The 16,640-nt window shown below is 69.8% G+C and carries 18 protein-coding genes and 1 tRNA gene; 6 read left to right on the plus strand and 13 right to left on the minus strand.

All coding sequences use genetic code 11. The features are described 5' to 3' along the window. On the minus strand, window positions 1–264 hold a 264-nt coding region (locus D7W82_RS19205), incomplete at its 3' end, for an alcohol dehydrogenase catalytic domain-containing protein (RefSeq protein ID WP_158617691.1). Between the two features lie 36 nt (window positions 265–300). Then, window positions 301–1,302 (minus strand): magnesium transporter, encoded by a 1,002-nt coding sequence (locus D7W82_RS19210; protein ID WP_120619736.1) that lies wholly within the window; start codon window positions 1,300–1,302, stop codon window positions 301–303. A 52-nt stretch (window positions 1,303–1,354) separates the two neighbouring features. Between D7W82_RS19210 and D7W82_RS19215 the strand changes: the two genes are divergently transcribed. Beyond that, window positions 1,355–1,561: a DNA gyrase inhibitor YacG gene (locus D7W82_RS19215; RefSeq protein WP_014396283.1), complete on the plus strand. Its 207-nt coding sequence runs from the start codon at window positions 1,355–1,357 to the stop codon at window positions 1,559–1,561. 155 nt (window positions 1,562–1,716) lie between these two features. Beyond that, a complete protein-coding gene (locus tag D7W82_RS19220) occupies window positions 1,717–2,790 on the plus strand; it encodes a lysylphosphatidylglycerol synthase transmembrane domain-containing protein (protein WP_120619737.1) in 1,074 nt (357 codons plus the stop codon). A 13-nt stretch (window positions 2,791–2,803) separates the two neighbouring features. On the opposite strand, the gene D7W82_RS19225 is transcribed toward D7W82_RS19220, so the two are convergent. Both D7W82_RS19225 and D7W82_RS19230 read right to left on the minus strand, forming a co-directional pair. Continuing rightward, a complete protein-coding gene (locus D7W82_RS19225; protein WP_120619738.1) occupies window positions 2,804–3,277 on the minus strand; it encodes a hypothetical protein in 474 nt (157 codons plus the stop codon). 165 nt (window positions 3,278–3,442) lie between these two features. Further along, window positions 3,443–3,697 carry a ribbon-helix-helix domain-containing protein gene (locus tag D7W82_RS19230; RefSeq protein WP_120565721.1) on the minus strand — a complete coding sequence of 85 codons (255 nt, stop codon included), beginning with the start codon at window positions 3,695–3,697 and terminating at the stop codon, window positions 3,443–3,445. Window positions 3,698–4,065: 368 nt separating this feature from the next. Between D7W82_RS19230 and D7W82_RS19235 the strand changes: the two genes are divergently transcribed. Beyond that, on the plus strand, window positions 4,066–4,632 hold the full coding sequence (locus D7W82_RS19235; protein WP_120619739.1) for a TMEM165/GDT1 family protein: 567 nt from the start codon (window positions 4,066–4,068) through the stop codon (window positions 4,630–4,632). 52 nt (window positions 4,633–4,684) lie between these two features. On the opposite strand, the gene D7W82_RS19240 is transcribed toward D7W82_RS19235, so the two are convergent. Continuing rightward, complete coding sequence (locus tag D7W82_RS19240; RefSeq protein WP_120619740.1) at window positions 4,685–5,728, minus strand: NAD(P)-dependent alcohol dehydrogenase; 1,044 nt, start codon at window positions 5,726–5,728, stop codon at window positions 4,685–4,687. Between the two features lie 120 nt (window positions 5,729–5,848). Here D7W82_RS19240 and D7W82_RS19245 point away from each other — a divergent pair, with 120 nt between their 5' ends. After that, complete coding sequence (locus D7W82_RS19245; RefSeq protein WP_120619741.1) at window positions 5,849–6,346, plus strand: DUF1579 domain-containing protein; 498 nt, start codon at window positions 5,849–5,851, stop codon at window positions 6,344–6,346. Here the strand turns inward: D7W82_RS19245 and D7W82_RS19250 are convergent. The 8 genes from D7W82_RS19250 to D7W82_RS19285 form a co-directional block, all read right to left on the minus strand. After that, window positions 6,328–6,894, minus strand: coding sequence for a bifunctional 2-polyprenyl-6-hydroxyphenol methylase/3-demethylubiquinol 3-O-methyltransferase UbiG (locus D7W82_RS19250; protein WP_120619742.1), 567 nt, complete (start codon window positions 6,892–6,894; stop codon window positions 6,328–6,330). The two genes, D7W82_RS19245 and D7W82_RS19250, sit on opposite strands and share 19 nt — an antisense overlap. Window positions 6,895–6,914: 20 nt before the next feature. After that, the gene (locus D7W82_RS19255) at window positions 6,915–7,730 is read right to left on the minus strand and encodes an isocitrate lyase/phosphoenolpyruvate mutase family protein (protein WP_120619743.1); all 816 of its coding nucleotides are present in this window, start codon (window positions 7,728–7,730) and stop codon (window positions 6,915–6,917) included. A gap of 33 nt (window positions 7,731–7,763) precedes the next feature. Then, entirely contained in the window at window positions 7,764–8,285 is a 522-nt protein-coding gene (gene ogt / locus D7W82_RS19260) for a methylated-DNA--[protein]-cysteine S-methyltransferase (RefSeq protein WP_199727786.1), read from the minus strand. Beyond that, entirely contained in the window at window positions 8,278–9,777 is a 1,500-nt protein-coding gene (locus tag D7W82_RS19265) for an AlkA N-terminal domain-containing protein (protein ID WP_120619744.1), read from the minus strand. Before D7W82_RS19265 ends, ogt begins: the two co-directional genes overlap by 8 nt. An 87-nt stretch (window positions 9,778–9,864) precedes the next feature. After that, window positions 9,865–10,266, minus strand: a complete 402-nt coding sequence (locus tag D7W82_RS19270; protein WP_120619745.1) for a YHYH domain-containing protein — start codon at window positions 10,264–10,266, stop codon at window positions 9,865–9,867. Beyond that, a complete protein-coding gene (locus tag D7W82_RS19275) occupies window positions 10,263–12,638 on the minus strand; it encodes a hypothetical protein (protein WP_120619746.1) in 2,376 nt (791 codons plus the stop codon). The genes D7W82_RS19270 and D7W82_RS19275 overlap by 4 nt, the downstream gene beginning before the upstream one ends. 162 nt (window positions 12,639–12,800) lie before the next feature. Beyond that, a tRNA-Ile gene (locus D7W82_RS19280) sits at window positions 12,801–12,874 on the minus strand. A gap of 142 nt (window positions 12,875–13,016) precedes the next feature. After that, complete coding sequence (locus D7W82_RS19285; protein ID WP_147439391.1) at window positions 13,017–14,360, minus strand: hypothetical protein; 1,344 nt, start codon at window positions 14,358–14,360, stop codon at window positions 13,017–13,019. A gap of 387 nt (window positions 14,361–14,747) precedes the next feature. Between D7W82_RS19285 and D7W82_RS40545 the strand changes: the two genes are divergently transcribed. Both D7W82_RS40545 and D7W82_RS19290 read left to right on the plus strand, forming a co-directional pair. Continuing rightward, complete coding sequence (locus D7W82_RS40545; RefSeq protein WP_158617692.1) at window positions 14,748–14,903, plus strand: hypothetical protein; 156 nt, start codon at window positions 14,748–14,750, stop codon at window positions 14,901–14,903. A gap of 518 nt (window positions 14,904–15,421) precedes the next feature. Beyond that, a complete protein-coding gene (locus tag D7W82_RS19290) occupies window positions 15,422–16,639 on the plus strand; it encodes an HlyD family secretion protein (protein ID WP_120619748.1) in 1,218 nt (405 codons plus the stop codon). Window position 16,640: the final 1 nt, after the last annotated feature.

Consider the following 16,640-nt stretch of genomic DNA (forward strand, 5'->3'; position numbering starts at 1 on the left):
CCCCATCACCCGGTCACCCGGCTGGAACTTCCGCGCACGCGGGCCCACCGCCACCACCTCGCCCGCGTACTCGAGGCCCGGCACGTCCTGGGGCACGTCGGGCGGAGGCGGATACGCCCCGCGCACCTGGAGGAGGTCCGCCCGGTTCAGCGCGCTTGCCCGCACGCGCACCTGCACGTCATGGGGCCCTGGCTCCGGCTCCGGCCGCTCGTCGAACGCGAGGACCTCTGGACCGCCCGGCTTCGTGATGCGCACGACCTTCATGACCTGCCCCCTTCCGGAAGAAGACCCACCCCACCGTTACAGCAACAACCGCGTCACCAATCCGAAGTACGCCAGCAGCGTCACGTTGTCGGACACCGCCAGCACCAGCGGCGCCGACGCCAGGTGCGGATCCACCTTCAGCCGCTTGAAGAGGAACGGCAGCACGCCCCCCAGGCACGACGCCAGCGTGGCGGACACCGCCACCGCCACGAATAGCGCCAGGGGAAAGCCGAACCCCGGCGAATAGACGCGCCCCAGGAGCGCCACCACCACCGCCGCCATCAACCCCGCCAGGCTCGCGGCCAGCACCTCGCGCGCCACCACCTTCTTGTCCACGTCGCCGTGCGTGACCATCGACACGGAGACGGCCGTCGTTTGCACGCCCAGGCTCTCCGACAGCACCAGCACCATGGGGATGAAGGCGCTCACCACCACCAGCTCCGCCACCGTGCGCTCGAACAGCCGCGTCGTCGTGGCCGCCAGGAACCCGCCGGCGATGTTCACGAGCAGCCACGGGAAGCGCTTGAGCGCCATGCGCCCCGGCCGCGTCTCGCGCGCCTCGTCCCTGGGCAGGCCCACGAAGCGGTAGACCTCGTCGCGCACGCGGCCCTCCACCTCGTCGAAGAGGGTGTCGGAGAACGCGTCCACGAACTGGTTCATCTCCACCACGCCCACGATGCGCCCCTCCACGTCCACCACCGGGAACGCCAGGAAGCGGTAGGTGACGAAGAAGTCCTCCACCAGCGCGTCGGAGGCGTCCACCGGCAGCTTCACCACCCGCGTGAACATCAGCGACGCGATGCGCTCGTCGGGCGCCGCGCGGATCAGCTTGCGGATGGGCACCACGCCCACCAGCCGGCCGGCCGGGTCGCACGCGTAGCAGTAGAAGATCTCCCCCGTGCCGGGGTGGGCGCGCAGCTTCTCCAGCGCCTGGGCGACCGTGTCCTCCACGCCCACGGCGGTGAAGTCCCGGGACAGCCGGTCGCCCTTCAACAGCGTGTGCGCGGTCTCCGGAGGCATCTGCACGGGGCCGGGCACGAAACGTCCTGGCCCGCCGGAGCGTCAAGGCTTATCTAGGACTCCATCCGCCATGCCACTCGCGCCGTGTCCCATCTGTCAGAAGCCCGTGCCTCCGCGTCCGGAGAACACCTCCCATCCCTTCTGCTCCCGCCGCTGCCGCGCCGTCGACCTGGGCCGCTGGCTAGGTGAGGAGTACCGCGTGCCTGACCGTCAGGCCGAGCAGCAGGAGGACGAGCTCCCCTCCGACGGCGAGCCGCGCCGCCACCACGACGCCTAGCCGTTGCCGGCGTTCGAAGCTGGAAGATTCCCGGACCGCGCGAATGACAGGGCAGGGGAGCGTGCCACCGGAAGGCCCTCGCCCGTGCGCCCCGGAGGGCAGGGGACGGGCGTGCCGCTGGAGTCGCGGGGAGAGTGACGCTATACCCGCCTGCCGTGAAACGCGCCGTCAACCTCATCGCCAGCCTGCTCGTCACCGTTGCCTTCATGTGGTGGGCCTTCCGGGACACGGACCTGTCCACGCAGGTCGCCAGCCTCAAGGCGGCCAACTACGCGTGGATTCTGCCGTACTGCGTGTGCCTCACCTTCGTGCACATCTTCCGCACGTTGCGCTGGGGTGCGTTGCTGTCCGGCCTGGAGCGCGTCCCGTTCCGCAAGCTGAACGAAGCGTCCGGCATCGGCTTCATGATGCTGCTGGTGCTGCCGTTCCGGCTGGGTGAGTTCGCGCGGCCCTTCCTCATCGCCCAGCGCAGCTCCATCCGCCGCAGCGCGGCCATGACGTCCGTGGTGCTGGAGCGCATCGTGGACGGCCTCTTCGTCGCGGCGCTGTTCCGCGTGCTGCTCTTCTTCGTCCCCACGGAGACCCCCGAGGTCCGGTACGTGAAGCTGGGCGCGTGGCTGATGTTCGCCGTGTTCGGCGGTGGACTGGTGTTCCTGCTGCTGGGCCTGTGGCAGCAGGAGCGCACGGTGCGGCTGGTGCGCGCCACCGTGGGCCGCTTCTCGCCGGGCATCGCGGACAAGGTGGCGGACGTCGTGGACACCTTCGTGGGGGCCATGCGGCAGCTCCCCGACCGCAAGCACATCGCCCTGTTCTTCCTCTACACGGTCGCCTACTGGGGCGTGAACGGCCTGGGCATGGCGCTGCTCGCGCGCGCCTTCGACTGCTCCGGCGCGGCGGCGGGCACGGCCTGCGAGCCCATGAACCTGACGCTGTTCCAGTCCTACATCGTGATGTGCGTGCTGGTGGTGGGCGTGATGATCCCCGCCGCGCCCGGGATGATGGGCACCTTCCAGGCCGCCACCAAGGTGGGCCTGGGGTTGTTCATGCCCGCCGCGATGGTGAACGCGCACGGGCTCGCCTACGCGAACGTGCTGTGGATGTGCCAGACGTTCCAGCAGATCGCCTTCGGACTCATCCTGCTGTCCATCAGCCACATGTCCTTCCGTGAGCTGGCGGGGAAGATGAAGAAGGACGACGACACCGCGGTCACCCGCTCGTCGGTGGCCTGAGGCCCTTGCGCCGCTACGGGGCGGGCTGGAGGGCCTGCCCTCCGTCGGTCGCGGGCGGGGACGCGGGAGGCACCTGCTGGGCGCGCACGCTGTTGCGCACCTGATCCGTGACGGCGGCGGGGTCCACGGTGCCCTTGAACGTGCCGAAGGGCGTCTCGATGCGCTGCTCGTGCTTGCCGTCGGTGCCCGGCGGACCGCACCAGGCCTTGGTGGCGTCCTTCAGCGAGCCCACGGGCGTGCGCACCGCGGTGTGCGTCTGCGTGGTGGACTTGGCCACGAGCACGTGGTCGCGCATCAGCACGCAGTGGTCCTCGTCGAAGTACCAGGCCGCCGAGCCGTCCGCGAACTCCTGCGCCCGCTCCGGCCCCCTGCCCATGGTGTCCGCCACCTGGGCGGCCGTCATGCCGGGGTAGAGCTTGTCGAAGCCGGGGGTGGCGCAGCCGGTGGCGGCCAGCGCGAGCAGTGCGGACAGCAGGGAGGGACGCATCCGGGGCGCGACTCCTGGAAGGAGAGGCGAACGACCCTAGCGTGTTCCTCCCGGACCGCTCCAGGTGGGCCTGGAGGCGATGACGGGAGGATTACAGCTCCTGCTCCAGCCAGCGCCACAGCCGCTCACTCAGCAGGCGGGCGCGGCGGCGGAGCAGGGGGCCGCTCACGACTGGCCCTCTGTCTTGGCGGGGATGCGGCCGTACTTGGACAGCAGGTCCTCCACGGCCTCACGCAGGTACTCGCTCTGGTGGATGCGGGTGCGCCGCGCCAGCTCGCGCAGCTTGTGCACCTGCTCCTCGGGAACGAGGACGTGGGTGGAGACGATGTCGGCCTCGGGGCTTCGGACCTCACCGGGTTCCACCGCGGACGGGGACGACGGAGCGTCGGGGCTCAGCGGGCTGGCGCTTCCATCCTGCATCGGGCTTCCTCCAGGAATGCTGCTACAGGCCGCTACCGACCTGGCGTGGGCATTAGGGGGCCGGCCTCTCGTGCCGTCAAAAAAAGGAACACGCGGCGGGCCGGGTTGACTTGGAACCCGGTGCGCTGTTACTCGCGCATTCACGTAAGGGGAGTAGTTCCCGCCCGGCAGCGAGGGGCGGAGGGGCGCTCGACACACTGGCTGGTGACAGCCCGGGCCCCCATCCCGCGCAAGCGCGCGAGACGAACGAGACCTTCGGACAGGGATAACGCTCCCTGGCCGAGGTCCGTCGTGCGCGCTCCTCCCTGAAGCGCTCCACCCCACGACACCCTCCGCGCCAGGAACTGGGATGGAGTGCCATCGTGTCGTTGGAAGCAATCGTCGGTTCATTCGTGCTCGTCGCCGCCAGTGAGATGGGGGACAAGACCCAGCTGCTGGCGTTCTCGCTGGCGTCCAGATTCCGCAAGCCGTGGGTGGTGCTGGGCGGCATCTTCGTGGCCACGGTGGCCAACCACGCGCTGGCGTCGTCGGTGGGCACATGGGTGTCCACGCACGTCCCCGCGCGGGTGATGGCGCTGGTCCTGGCGGTGTTGTTCCTGGGCTTCGGCCTGTGGACGCTCAAGCCCGACACGCTGGATGAGGACGGCGGCAAGCCCCCGCGCTTCGGCGCCTTCCTCACCACGGTGGCGCTCTTCTTCATGGCGGAGATGGGGGACAAGACGCAGCTGGCCACCATGGCCGTGGCCGCGCGCTACCAGGCGCCGGTGCTGGTGACGCTGGGGACGACGGCGGGGATGCTGGTGTCGGACGGCCTCGCGGTGTTCCTGGGCGACCGGCTGTCCGGGCGGGTGAACATGAAGTACGTGCGCTGGGTGACCGCCGCGCTCTTCTTCCTCTTCGGCCTCGTGTCGCTCTGGTCGGCCTGGCGCGGCTGAGGCTTCACGATGGGCCCCGGCGTGCAGGGACGCCGGGGCTTCGGGGTGGCGGCTACTTCAGGCTCGCCGTGTCGATGACGAAGCGGTAGCGCACGTCGTTCTTGAGCATGCGCTCGTAGGCGTCGTTGATCTTCTGGATGGGGATGACCTCCACGTCGGCGGCCACCTGGTGCTTGGCGCAGAAGTCGAGCATCTCCTGCGTCTCACGGATGCCGCCAATCATCGAGCCGCCCAGCTTGAGCCGGCGGGGGATGAGCGAGAAGGCCGCCAGCGGTGTGGGGGCTTCCGGCGCGCCGACGATGATCATCGTGCCGTCCGTCTTCAGCAGGCTCAGGTAGGCGTTGTAGTCGTGCTGCGCGGAGACGGTGTCCAGGATGAAGTCGAAGGACCGGCGCAGCTTCTTGAACGTCGCCTTGTCGGACGTGGCCTCGAAGTGCGTGGCGCCCAGGGCGAGCGCGTCGTCACGCTTGGACGGCGAGGTGCTCAGCACCGTCACCTCCGCGCCCATCGCCTTGGCCAGCTTCACGCCCATGTGGCCCAGGCCCCCCAGGCCCACGACGGCCAGCGTGCTGCCGGGCTTCACGCCGTAGTAGCGCAGCGGCGAGTACGTGGTGATGCCCGCGCACAAGAGCGGCGCGGCGCGGTCCAGGGGGATGCCCTCCGGGATGCGCACCACGTACTTCGCGTCCACGGTGATGCGCGTGGAGTAGCCGCCGTAGGTGGGCTGGCCGTCGTAGTCACGGCCGTTGTAGGTGTTCACCGCGCCGCGGTCGCAGTACTGCTCGTCGCCCTTGAGGCACTGGGGGCACTCGCGGCACGAGTCCACGAAGCAGCCCACGCCCACCGCGTCACCCACCTTGAACGTGGTGACGGCGCTGCCCACCTGGGACACCTTGCCGACGATTTCGTGGCCCGGGACCATGGGAAAGAGGGCGCCGCCCCACTCGTCGCGGGCCTGGTGGATGTCGGAGTGGCACACGCCGCAGTACTGGATGTCGATGAGGACGTCCTGGGGACGCGGCTCGCGGCGCTCCACGGTGAAGGGGCCGAGCGCGGCCTTCGCGCTGGGGGCGGCATAGGCAGGGGTCGTAGGCAAGGAAGGCTCCTGATGGGAAACGAAGCAGGGGGCGGCAATGTAACGGCGCCTAAGCCCTGATGCCGGAGGAATGTCCGGAGAAGTGGACCTGCCCGGGGGCATCCGGGAGACTCCGCGCCCATGAGCCAGGAGCGTCTGCAGCAATCCCTGTCCGCGGGTCCCCACCACCTCCTCTCCCGCCTGGTCGGCACGTGGGAGGGCGTCGCGCGCACGTGGTTCCAGCCTGACAAGGTGGAGGATGAGTCGCCCATCTCCGGCACCTTCCGGAGCGTGCTCGACGGCCGCTTCGTGGTCTACGAGTACACGTCCGCATTTGGCGGCAAGCCGCTGTCCGGAATCGCGACGCTGGGCCACCACCTGGACGGGCGGCAGTTCACCATGGCGTGGGTGGACACCTTCCACGTCGGCACGGACATCATGAGCCTGCACGGGGAGCCCGGGGTGAGCGACCGCTTCTCCGTCACCGGCAGCTACTCCACCGGTGAGCAGTCGCCCCGCTGGGGCTGGCGCGTGGACATCGAGCTCACCGGCCCGGATGCGCTGGTCATCACGCATTTCAACATCGAGCCTGGAGCGGCGCCGCAGAAAGCCATTGAGCTTCAGTACAAGCGGCGCTGAGCCAGGACGCGCGCCTCGTGACGTCCGGCGTCCGTCCAGTCCTCGGTGAATGAGAGGGATTGGAGCCCCTGGAGCAGGGCGGGCAGTTCACCCTCCTCCAGGAGGAAGCGCTTGGACGGGTGCGGATGGCGTTGCAGGTTGCGCCGGGTGGGCTGGGCGAAGACGAACAACCCACCCGGTGCGAGCAGCCGTGGCACGGCGGCGAAGAGCGGTCGCCAGAGGTAGTTCAAGCACACGACCAGGTCGAACGGACCGGGCGGCAACGGGTCGGACTCCAGGTCCAGACGCAGGTGCGTGAGGGGCACGCCCGCGTCGCGCGCCAGGGTTTCCGCCTGTGCCAGCGCCACGTCGGAGATGTCCACCAGGGTGACGTCCAGCCCGCGCCGCGCGAGCCAGCACGCGTCGTGTCCCGCTCCGCCGGCCAGGTCGAGCGCCCGGCCCTTTCGGGGCAGCCGCCCCTCGAGCGAGCGGAGGAAGTCAGAGGGCTCCGGCGGCGCGGTGGTCTGCTGGTACTTGCTGTTCCAGCGCTGGCGATCCTCTTGGGACATGGCTCGCTTCCTCCGGGCGACTACTTCGGGTTCATCAGCGCGTTGAGGGACGGGTAGCTGGCGGCGGCTTCGAACAGGCTCGCGGAGTGTCCCTCGCGGAGGAAGGCAGAGGCGAGCGCCCCGGCCCGGCCCCAGAGCGCCTCCGGGATGGCGGAGCCGGCGCTGAGCCTCCGCACCCCCAGCCGCTGCAACTCCGCCGGAGCGGGGAGGTCCTGCCGCGCGAGCACATTCACAGGCAGCGAGGTGCCCCGGGTGATGGCCTGGATCTCGGCCGCATCCGTGACGCCCGCGGCGAAGAGGCCATCCGCGCCGGCCTGCTGGTAGCGGGCGGCTCGGGCCAGGGTCTCCTCCACGCGGCGCTCGGGCGGAACGAGCTTGCGCAGGTAGACGTCCGTGCGCGCGTTGACGAAGACGTCCACGCCCAGGCGCGCGCCGGCCTGCTTCACGCGTTCAATCTTCGCGGCGAGCAGCTCCGGAGGACCGCTGCCGTCCTCCAGGTTGCAGCCCACGGCGCCCTCGGACAGGAGGCGGGCCACGTTCTCCGCGGCGGTGGCCGGGTCGTCGGAGTAGCCCGCTTCGGCGTCCACGGTGAGGGGGACCTGGATGGCACGGGTGATGGTGCGCACCGTGTGGACGAGCGCGTCCACGGGCAGCGCATTGCCGTCCGGGAAGCCCAGGGCCCAGGCGATGCCGGCGCTGGTGGTGGCGATGGCCTTCGCGCCAAGGCTCTCGAAGAGGCGAGCGCTGCCGGCGTCCCAGACATTCGGAAGCACGAGCAGGTCAGGGCCCTGGTGCAGCGCGCGGAAGGTGGGGGCGGTGTCGGGACGGGCGGTCATGCGTGGCAGCTCCGGTGACGGGGTGAGAGGGATTCAGGCGTGGGTCTGCTCATGGTCGAGCAGCCAGCGTTTGCGTTCCAGGCCTCCTGCATAACCCGTGAGTGAGGCATTGGCACCGACAACGCGGTGGCACGGGACGACGATGCTGATGGGATTGGCGCCATTGGCCAGGCCCACGGCGCGGATGGCCTTGGGGCGTCCGATGCGTTCGGCGAGCCGGCCGTAGGTGGTCGTCGTTCCCACGGGAATCTCGCGGAGGGCGCGCCAGACCTCGCGCTGGAAGGGCGTGCCGCCGGTCTCCACGGGAAGACAGGCGATGGCGCCCAGGTCACCGCGCAGATAGGCCTGGAGCGCGGAGGTGCGGCCGGCGGGGTCGCGCGCGGGCTCCAGGACGCAGCCGTTCTCACCGTAATGCAGGCGCAGGAGCCGGTGCATGCGGGCCTCGTAGCCCTCCCAGTCCAACGCGCGCAGGCGGCCTTCCTCATCACAGACGAGGAGCGCCACGCCAGCGGGGGTGGGCGTGGAATCGATGAAGAAGCGCAGACGGTCAGGCATGGGCTTTCCGGCGGGGAGGGGTGAGGGCCGCCGCGGTCCAGAGGTGCTGGGCGGCGTATGCACGCCACGGGCTCCAGGCTTCGGCGCGTCGCAGCAGCGCTTCGGGCGAGGGCCGTGAGCCTCCGGCTTCCGTCGCGGCGCGAAGCAGGGCGACGTCGGAGGCGGGAAAGGCATCTGTCTCGCGGACGGCGCGGAGGGCGATGTATTGGGCGGTCCACTCGCCGATGCCGGGCAGGCGCGTGAAGCGGGCCACGGTGTCCGCGAGCGACGGGCCGGGCTGGAACAGCGAGGAATCCGCCGCGACCGCCGCGGCGAGCTGGGAGATCGCCCGGGCCCGCGCGGCCGGCATCCCCAGACCGGTGAGGTCCGCCGAGGCGAGGGTTTCGGGACGGGGGAACGCGCGCTGGAGCCGGGCATCGCCGGTGAGCGCCGGGTCCAGGCTTTCGCCATGCATGGCGAGGAGCCGCTGTCCCAGCTGCCGCGCGGCGACGGTCGTCACCTGCTGGCCCAGGATGGCGCGGACCGCCAGCTCGAAGCCATCCCAGCCGCCCGGGGCGCGAAGGCCGGGACGCGCGGCGAGCAGGGGCGCGAGCAGGGCATCCGTCGACAGGTGGGCCCGGATGGCCTCCACGTCCGCGCCCACGTCGAAGACGCGGCGGACCTGGGCGACGACGGAGGGCAGCATCCGCACATCGCTGACACGCAGGGTGGCGCGCAGGGCGTCGAGCCCCGGGGCGGGCGACACCGCCACGGCGCCCTGGCCCCAGGCATTCGTGAACGTGCGCAGATAGCGGCCGGGCTCGACGTGCTCCATGCCGGTGAATGCTCGGGCCGTCAGCCAGGCCTCCAGCGCGTCCCAGTCGTAGGGCGGCCGGTAGGGGATGAGGAGCGTCACCTCGGGGCCTGCGGACGCCACGGGAGCCGCCCGGGCACGGCGGAGGGCGCCCGGAGGCCGGCCGTAGAGCGACTGGAAGACGGCGTTGAAGCGCCGCACGCTGCCGAAGCCGGACGCGAGGGCGACCTCCGCCATGGACAGGGAGGTCTCGTGGATCAGCTGACGGGCGAAGAGCACGCGGCGCGTCTGCGCCACGGCGACCGGTGATGCGCCCAGGTGTTGTTGAAAGAGCCGTCGCAGCTGCCGGTCCCCCACGCCCAGCCTGTCAGCCAGCACCTCGACGCTGGCCTCGTCGGCATCCAGCAGGCCGTCCGCGATGAGCGCCAGTGCGCGCGAGACGGTGACGGAGGTGCCGCGCCAGGGCGCGAGTGACGGCGAGGCCTCGGGCCGGCAGCGGAGGCAGGGCCGGAAGCCTGCTTCCTGGGCCGCGGCGGCGGTGGGGTAGAAGGTGCAGTTCTCGAAGCGGGGCGCGCGGGCCGGGCAGATGGGGCGGCAGTAGATGCGCGTCGTCTTCACGGCGGTGAAGAACCGCCCGTCGAAGCGGGAGTCCCGCGTCGTCAACGCGCGGTAGCAGGCGGTGGGGTCCAGGCCGTCCATGGGGGAAACGTCCCACGGCGGGCCCTGGATGTCTGGCCGTTTTCGGACGTGGACGTTCGGCCTCTGGGAGCAGGCCTGCCGGCTCGCCTACCACCTCACCGTCAGGGCGGTCGTCCCCCCCGAGTCGATGGTCGCGGTCGTCTCGTGACGGCCCAGTGCGGCGTGCTCCAGCAGGACCTGGACCTTCGTTCCGTCGACGCGCACCGCTGGCGTCGGGGACATGCCCACGAAGGCGCCGTTGATCCACACGCGCGCGCGCGGAATGGCGATGACCTTCACGCGCGTGGGTGTCTCCTCGAGCTCCCGCCATCCGCCGCCGCCACCACCGCCACCACCGCCACCACCGCCGTGGCAGTGATAGCCACCCGTGGCCCGTACGTTGTGACAGCCGGAGCTGTTGGTCCGTCCCGGATGCGCCCTCGCGAGGTGTGAACACACCAGCGCCGCGACGACCCCCAAGCCCAGCGCCGCCTTGCTGACGCGCCTCATGGATCCACCCGTCCCATCTGTGCTTCGACCAGCGTGTCGTCATGCCATCCCAGCAGGGCCGTGTGCCGGCCCAGGCGCACCGTCACATGGGCCACGCCCTTGCCCGCATGCACCAGGTCCTTCGCGGAGAACTCCTGGCCCGTGAATCGCTTCGCGGCAAGCTGGAGCGCCGCGGGCGACAGCCCCGCCTTCCCATGGTCTGGCGTGGTGACGTAGAGGCCACGGGTCATGCCCTGACCGACGAACAGGTACGTGAGCGTTCCCGGGGGCGCGTCCACCACGCGGAACACATCCGAGCGCTGCATCTCCAATCCGGAGGGACCGAGCTGTGCCTGGGCGACTTCCACGGGTTCCCCGAGGGGAAAGCGATTGCGCAGCAACGCCTCCCTGCGGCCGAGGAGCGCGGCCCTCGCGGCGGTCATTTCAGCGTCGCTCCCGAGCACCGAGAGCAGTGCGCCCGCATCCTCGTCCGCGGTCCGGAGTTCGCGCAGCGAAGCACCGAGCCCTCCCGCGTGAGCCGTGGCCGTTGCCATCCGAGTGAGCTCCGCGCTTCGGAAGGAGGCGAGGGCCGTGCGGGCTGTTTCGCCCGTGTCGACCGCTACCGCGGCGTGGAGGGCCGTGGCGCGGCAGCGAACATCGCGGGCAGGGCATGCACGTTCCTGACGCAGGTAGGCCTGGGTGATGAGCGGCTCGGGGCGTTCTGAGACGAGCGTCCGGGCCTGGATGCGTGACAGCACCTGGATGGCCTCGGCCAGCTCTCCCTTCTCCAGCGCGGCCTTTCCCGTCGCGATGCGGAAGTCCTCCAGCTTCGCGCGAAGTCCGTCCATGACGGAGGCCGGAGCCCGCTCGGTGGACAGGGCTTTCAGCTCCGCCTCCACCGTGTCCTCCACGCCACGTTCCAGCGCGGAGCGAGCCCATGCCTCGCGCAGCTTCACGCGCGCCGTCTCCAGGGGACCGGTGCCCTTTCCGGAGGCCGCGTAGTGACGGATGAGCCTCACCGCGTCGCGATTGTCCATGCCCTGGATGCGCGCGAGCACGAACGTATTCCGCGCCTCGATGTACTCAGGACTGGATTCACCGTTGGCCTCCAGCAGGTCCGCATGCAGCTCGGCTTCACGGAGCTGACCCGCGGCCGTCAGGCGGACCAGCTCCGGAACCGATGGACGAATGAAGAGAAAGCACCCCGCGAGGACGAGCGCGCAGAGTCCCGTCAGTCCGATGCCAATCCGGTCGTGCCACCGTGCGGGAGACTTCGCGCCACCAGCGCGTCGGCGGCGCAGGGCGGTCGCGGCCCACCACCAGGTCCCGGGCCAGAGACCCGAAATCGCAAGCACGGCAAGCCAGCTCTGGTCCGGTTCCGCGTAGAACGCGTGCCGTGAGATGAACGCGCTGACCAGGAAGGGCACGGCGAAGAAGCCCGCCATGGCCACGCCCATCAGGGCCCCGACGCGCCGGTGGAAGGCGGAGGTGTCGCGGGCCTGGGTGGGGTGGAGGTCGCGTCCCATCAGGTGGATGAAGCCCGGCCTGCCCGCGAACTCGAAACAGACGGTCGCGGACGGGGCTTCAAAGACATCCAATGTCTGGGAAAGGATTCTTCCGCGCAGCGGCTCGAGGTCGGGCTCCATCGAGGACCTCGCGGCGATGAAGCCCGCGGAACGGGCCTCATCCCCCAGCGCCGAGCCGGGCAGGGGACCCGGGTGCTCCACGGAAGCCAGGGCCCGCGCTCCCGGCCATTGAAGTGCCCGCTTCGAATCCTCCAGCAGGCCCTTGTGCGCGGAGAGGGCCTTCGCATCCGGCCATGCACGCACCTGGGTGCGTTCGACGGTCGACACCCTCAGCCACCGGCGGAGCGTCCCCGAGCCCCGGCAGGTGTGGCAGCCCACCTTGCCCTTCGTGCAGCGGACGCACTTCTTCGTGCCCTTTCCCCGGCACTCCGTGCAGTTCACCATCCGGTAGCTCTTGCGCGCCCGGCTCATCCGCCGGCCGGACCCGCCGCAGCCGGAGCAACTGGCGCGAAGGGAGCCACTGCACGTGGGGCACGTCACCTGTCCTGCGCCCTGGCAGTCTCCGCACACGGCGAGGTGGGATGATTTTTCGGCCAGGGCCTCCGGAGATGCGCTCCACAGGTCGAGTGTGTCGAGTGAGACCGGAGGCGTGGAGCGCGAACTCCGTGCCGTGTTCGCTCCGCCCGCGTAGGCCTCCGCCGCCCAGGTGCCGGTGCGGACGGCGTACCGGGTGACGAGCCGCCCGTAGCGGAGCACGGACGCGTCGACCCGGGTGATGAGGTCCGCGAAACCAAGGGGGCCCAGCCGCCAGCGCGCCCAGCGGACGGCCGCGGCCCGGGCCTTCGAGTGGATTTCCTCGTCCAGCATCGTGCGGACTCCCCCCGGGGCATGGGTGCTGCGCGTCGGGACAAGGGGAATCGGACCGCGCCGGGAGGGGGCCTGACAATCCCCCGGAAGGGGGACGGGCGGGTGCCATGGAACGAAAAAAGCCCCGGAATCACTTGGGAAAGTGACTCCGGGGCTGCTTGATGGCCAGGGTCAGACTTGAACTGACTACCTGCGGATTATGAGACCGCCGCTCTAACCAGGTGAGCTACCTGGCCGTGAAGCCCCGCCCGTATACCGGGCCAGGGCCGTGACCGCAAGAACTTCGGACGGGGGGGCCGGGCCCTTCCTGACAGGGCCGCGGGAGGGTTCGCCCGCCCACTTTCCGCCCCAGGACCGGCAGCCTGCCTGGGCCCCAGGCTACTGGTAGCGAGCCACCCAGAGGGTGTCGCCATCCGCGGCGGTCTCAATCCACACCGCCGTTGCATGCCCATTCAGGTCCATGGCCCCCGTGATGGCGCCCACGACAGCTCCCGGCGCGGACCGCAGGGGCTCCGGGGCCCGGAAGTTGCCAGGGGCATATTGGTAGCTCGCCCAGGCCGTGTGGTCGGACTGGGCCCAGAAGGCGACCTGATCGCCGGCCGGGTCGGAGGCGAGCACGGGATATCCGCCCAGCACGGTGCCTCCGAGCCGCGGGTTGTTCGGGTCGACGCTGCGGTCGAAGCGCGGGCGGATGTCCCATTCCTCCTTCGCCGCGAGGTACACGCGGCCCTCGGCGGCCCCGGTGAGGGGCGGGGGGTGGGGGAGGTACAGCCAGCCGGCCAGCGCATCGCCCGTGTTCGTCGCGATGACGATGGAGGGGTTGAACATGCCTCCGTAATCGGAGATGTGCGAGTCGATGCGCACGGAGGGCTGCCATGTGTTGCTCGCACGGTCGTAGCGGCGTGCGTCGATTCCCTGCATCAGTTCGCCGGTCAGCGTCGAGACGTGCTGAGGCCAGACGGCGAGCGCGTTGCCCGCCGCGTCCATGGCGATGGCGGGCGTCGATGCCGCGCCGTAGTTCGTCCGGCTCAAAATCGAATCGCTACACCACTGGAGCTTGTCGGCGTTGAACGCACTGCCATGAATGGCCTGGGTCCCGCGGGCGTCCGCCTGCTGCCACAACACGAGCGCATTGCCGTTCACGTCGAGGGCGGCGGCGGGCCAGAGCGACGGGGTGTCGCGCGCCGAGTTGAGGGGCACCGGCGGTTGGATCCATCTGTTGCTGGCCGCCGCATAGCGCATGGCCATCACCCGGTGCTCGGCGGGCTTGCACAGGGTCTTGCAGAGCGTGGTCCAGATGAAGACCGCGTCGCCCGTGGGGGACATGGCCAGACGCATGGTGGGTGTGTCATCCAGGGGGAACGTGAGCTGTAACGCGGGGCTCCATTGGCCCGTCGCCGCCGAAAAGCGGCTCGCGAAGAGGGTGTCGCCGGCCGGGGTCTGCTGGAGCCAGACAGCGATGGCCTTGCCCTGCTCATCCGCGGCCAGACTGCTCCGGAGGACGTGGCCGGGCTGGGACTGGAGCGGCTGCTCGGGCGTCCATGTGTCGGACGTGGCGGCATAGCGGCTGGCGTAGAGCGCCGTGTAGTCGTAGGGCGCGTTCTGGGTCGTGACATGCGCGAAGACGGCGATTGCGCTCCCGGAGGGGCCCGCCACCACGCGCGTGTGCTCCCACGAAAGCGACGGCCCGGTGGAGAGCCGCTGGGGCTTGCTCCAGCTCATGATGCTCGAAGCCCCCGCGGTCGGACTCCGCGGGGAGGGGGCCGTCCCCAGGGGGCAGACCGCGCAGCCGAACTCACACAGGAGCAGCCCCATCACACACAGCGAGACGCAACGGAAATAGGCTCTCATCTGGACAGCGCCTGGATCTATTCCCTGTCCCCCTGGCGGGTCAGTGCCCGCGAGTCCCTTCCGTGTGCTCAGAATGCGACGGCGAACGCGGCGACCCGGTGGAATCGGGGGGCTTCGCAACCCTCGGCTGGCCCGAGATTCCTTTCTGACCCTCTGGAGATGAAGTGACGCTCGTACCGCTTCTGGGCGTTCTCGGGCGGCCGAGTCGCGGCAGGCATCAGCCTCCAGGTGGATCTCGGTTCAAGGTGGGCGTTCCGCTTGCCGCTGGAGGTCGGGGTCGGCGGCTCCGGGTATTCCACCTTCTCGGAGCTGGGCGTCACAGAGCAGCGCGTCGGCGAGGCCGTCCTTGTTGGCGTCGGTGAAGGTGACGTGCAGCCCCTGGATGGAGGCGAGCTGCTGCCATTGAAACATTGAAGCTGTGATGACTGGCCGAAGGTGGCTGACTCAGCAGGTCGGGAGGCTGGTGCCAAGGCATTCCAAGCAGGCCGATTCACTCATCAATGCGGTTCAAGCGCTTGAGAGGTTCTGGAACAACCTGGCAGGTACGAGCACCTGCAAGGACAAGACGTTGCCAGAAATGAGAAGAGGGGCTGATGGAAAAACCCATCAACCCCCCTCTGGTAATCGGAAGCGAGGAGCGACCAGCCTGCGACAGCTGGCGTCAAAACACCGTACTACTAGCGAGCCTTCGGGCCGCCGCGAACGTGGATCTTGATCTTCATGTCGTGCCTCCTTTCGAATTGAACGCTACGTGTGCTCGAAGCTGGATGTCAAATCGAACCAGGGATTAATATGCAACGCATTGCGGCGATGCGGACGGACTCCCGCGTCGCATGAGGTGCCCGTATTCAGGCAAGGGGAGCGTGAATCACAAAGCAGGGGCCGAGGTGTTGACACGGTGCGACCATTAAGGCGACTTTGGTTCGCGGACCATGGCATATCCCTTCGAGCGGACCCTTCGTTCCCTGAACTACGAGTCGGACACGCGCCTCGTGTTCGTCGCTCTGATGGTGTTGTGCGCCGGCGGGCTCATCGCCTGGTCGCTGTTCGCCAAGGTCCCGCTCGTCAAGGCCAGCTCACAGGCCCGGATCGAGCCACACAACGCCGTCCATCGCATCGAGCCGCCCAGCGCGGGCAGGGTCGTGCTCTCGCTGCTCAAACTCGACCAGGAGGTCAAGGAAGGCGATCTCCTCATCGAGTTCGACGCACGGGCCGAGCGCCTCGAGCTCGAGCGGAGCAAGGCGACGCTCGCCGCGACCGAGAAGGAGATCGCCATCATCCGCCAGCAGATCACCAACAAGCACCAAGAGGCGGCTTTGACGGCACGGGTGGACGAGGTCGCACTCAAGGAGGCGCTGGGGAGGGAGCAGGAACTCGCGCCCAGGCACCGGCTCGCGGTGGAACGCGAGCAGCTGGCCCTCAAGAGCCCGGCGGGCTCGGTCTCGGAGATGGAGAAGCTCGAGCGCACGACCGATGTCGACGCGCTCCGCTTCGCGCAGACGGCGCAGGGCCTGGCGCTCACCCGACTGCGGCACGAGCAGAACGTGCGCCGTCAAGCCCTCGCCGCGCAGTTGCTGGAACTCCAGCGCGAGGAGCTGGGCGCCGAGGGGCGGATCCGGGAGCTCCAGGGCACCATCGAGCGCCTTGAGTACCAGATCGAACGGAAGCTGTATCGGGCGCCGGCCACGGGCCACCTGGTCGACGTGGCGGAGCTCGGCGCGGGAGCGTTCATCGCTGACGGGCAGCGGGTCGGCACCATCGTCGCGAGCGATGCCGAGGTGCGGGTGCGCGCCCGTTTCCCGAAGGAGGTCGTCGGATTGATCCAGCCCGGTCAAACGGCGCGCCTCAAGCTCGACGGCTACCCGATGACCATCTACGGGACGGTCCCTGCCAGGGTGACGGCCGTCGGGACCGAGCCCGGCCAGACCGCCACGCCCGAGGCCATCCCCGGTACGGTGCGCGTCGAGCTCAAGTTCGCACCGCCGGATGATCCGCGCATCCAGCTGCGCCACGGCATGACCCTGTCGGTGGAGGTCGAGGTCGCGCGGGCGTCGCCTGTCGCGCTGCTGATGCGGGCGGTCGGCGAATGGAATCCGCAGCCTGAAGACCAGCCCGCGCCCGTGTTTCGGCCCGAAGCCGAGGCCCGCTGAC

It is taken from the genome of Corallococcus sp. CA049B (assembly GCF_003611685.1).
Classification (GTDB): domain Bacteria; phylum Myxococcota; class Myxococcia; order Myxococcales; family Myxococcaceae; genus Corallococcus; species Corallococcus coralloides.

What these genes read in the sequence shown, in the direction of transcription:
- D7W82_RS19265 (WP_120619744.1), bottom strand. Translation starts at nt 9,777, where the DNA reads ATGGACGGCCTGGACCCCACCGCCTGCTACCGCGCGTTGACGACGCGG.
- D7W82_RS19215 (WP_014396283.1), top strand. Translation starts at nt 1,355, where the DNA reads ATGCCACTCGCGCCGTGTCCCATCTGTCAGAAGCCCGTGCCTCCGCGT.
- ogt (WP_199727786.1), bottom strand. Translation starts at nt 8,285, where the DNA reads ATGCCTGACCGTCTGCGCTTCTTCATCGATTCCACGCCCACCCCCGCT.
- D7W82_RS19225 (WP_120619738.1), bottom strand. Translation starts at nt 3,277, where the DNA reads ATGCGTCCCTCCCTGCTGTCCGCACTGCTCGCGCTGGCCGCCACCGGC.
- D7W82_RS19285 (WP_147439391.1), bottom strand. Translation starts at nt 14,360, where the DNA reads ATGAGCTGGAGCAAGCCCCAGCGGCTCTCCACCGGGCCGTCGCTTTCG.
- D7W82_RS19270 (WP_120619745.1), bottom strand. Translation starts at nt 10,266, where the DNA reads ATGAGGCGCGTCAGCAAGGCGGCGCTGGGCTTGGGGGTCGTCGCGGCG.
- D7W82_RS19290 (WP_120619748.1), top strand. Translation starts at nt 15,422, where the DNA reads ATGGCATATCCCTTCGAGCGGACCCTTCGTTCCCTGAACTACGAGTCG.
- D7W82_RS19255 (WP_120619743.1), bottom strand. Translation starts at nt 7,730, where the DNA reads ATGACCGCCCGTCCCGACACCGCCCCCACCTTCCGCGCGCTGCACCAG.
- D7W82_RS19275 (WP_120619746.1), bottom strand. Translation starts at nt 12,638, where the DNA reads ATGCTGGACGAGGAAATCCACTCGAAGGCCCGGGCCGCGGCCGTCCGC.
- D7W82_RS19250 (WP_120619742.1), bottom strand. Translation starts at nt 6,894, where the DNA reads ATGTCCCAAGAGGATCGCCAGCGCTGGAACAGCAAGTACCAGCAGACC.
- D7W82_RS19230 (WP_120565721.1), bottom strand. Translation starts at nt 3,697, where the DNA reads ATGCAGGATGGAAGCGCCAGCCCGCTGAGCCCCGACGCTCCGTCGTCC.
- D7W82_RS19245 (WP_120619741.1), top strand. Translation starts at nt 5,849, where the DNA reads ATGAGCCAGGAGCGTCTGCAGCAATCCCTGTCCGCGGGTCCCCACCAC.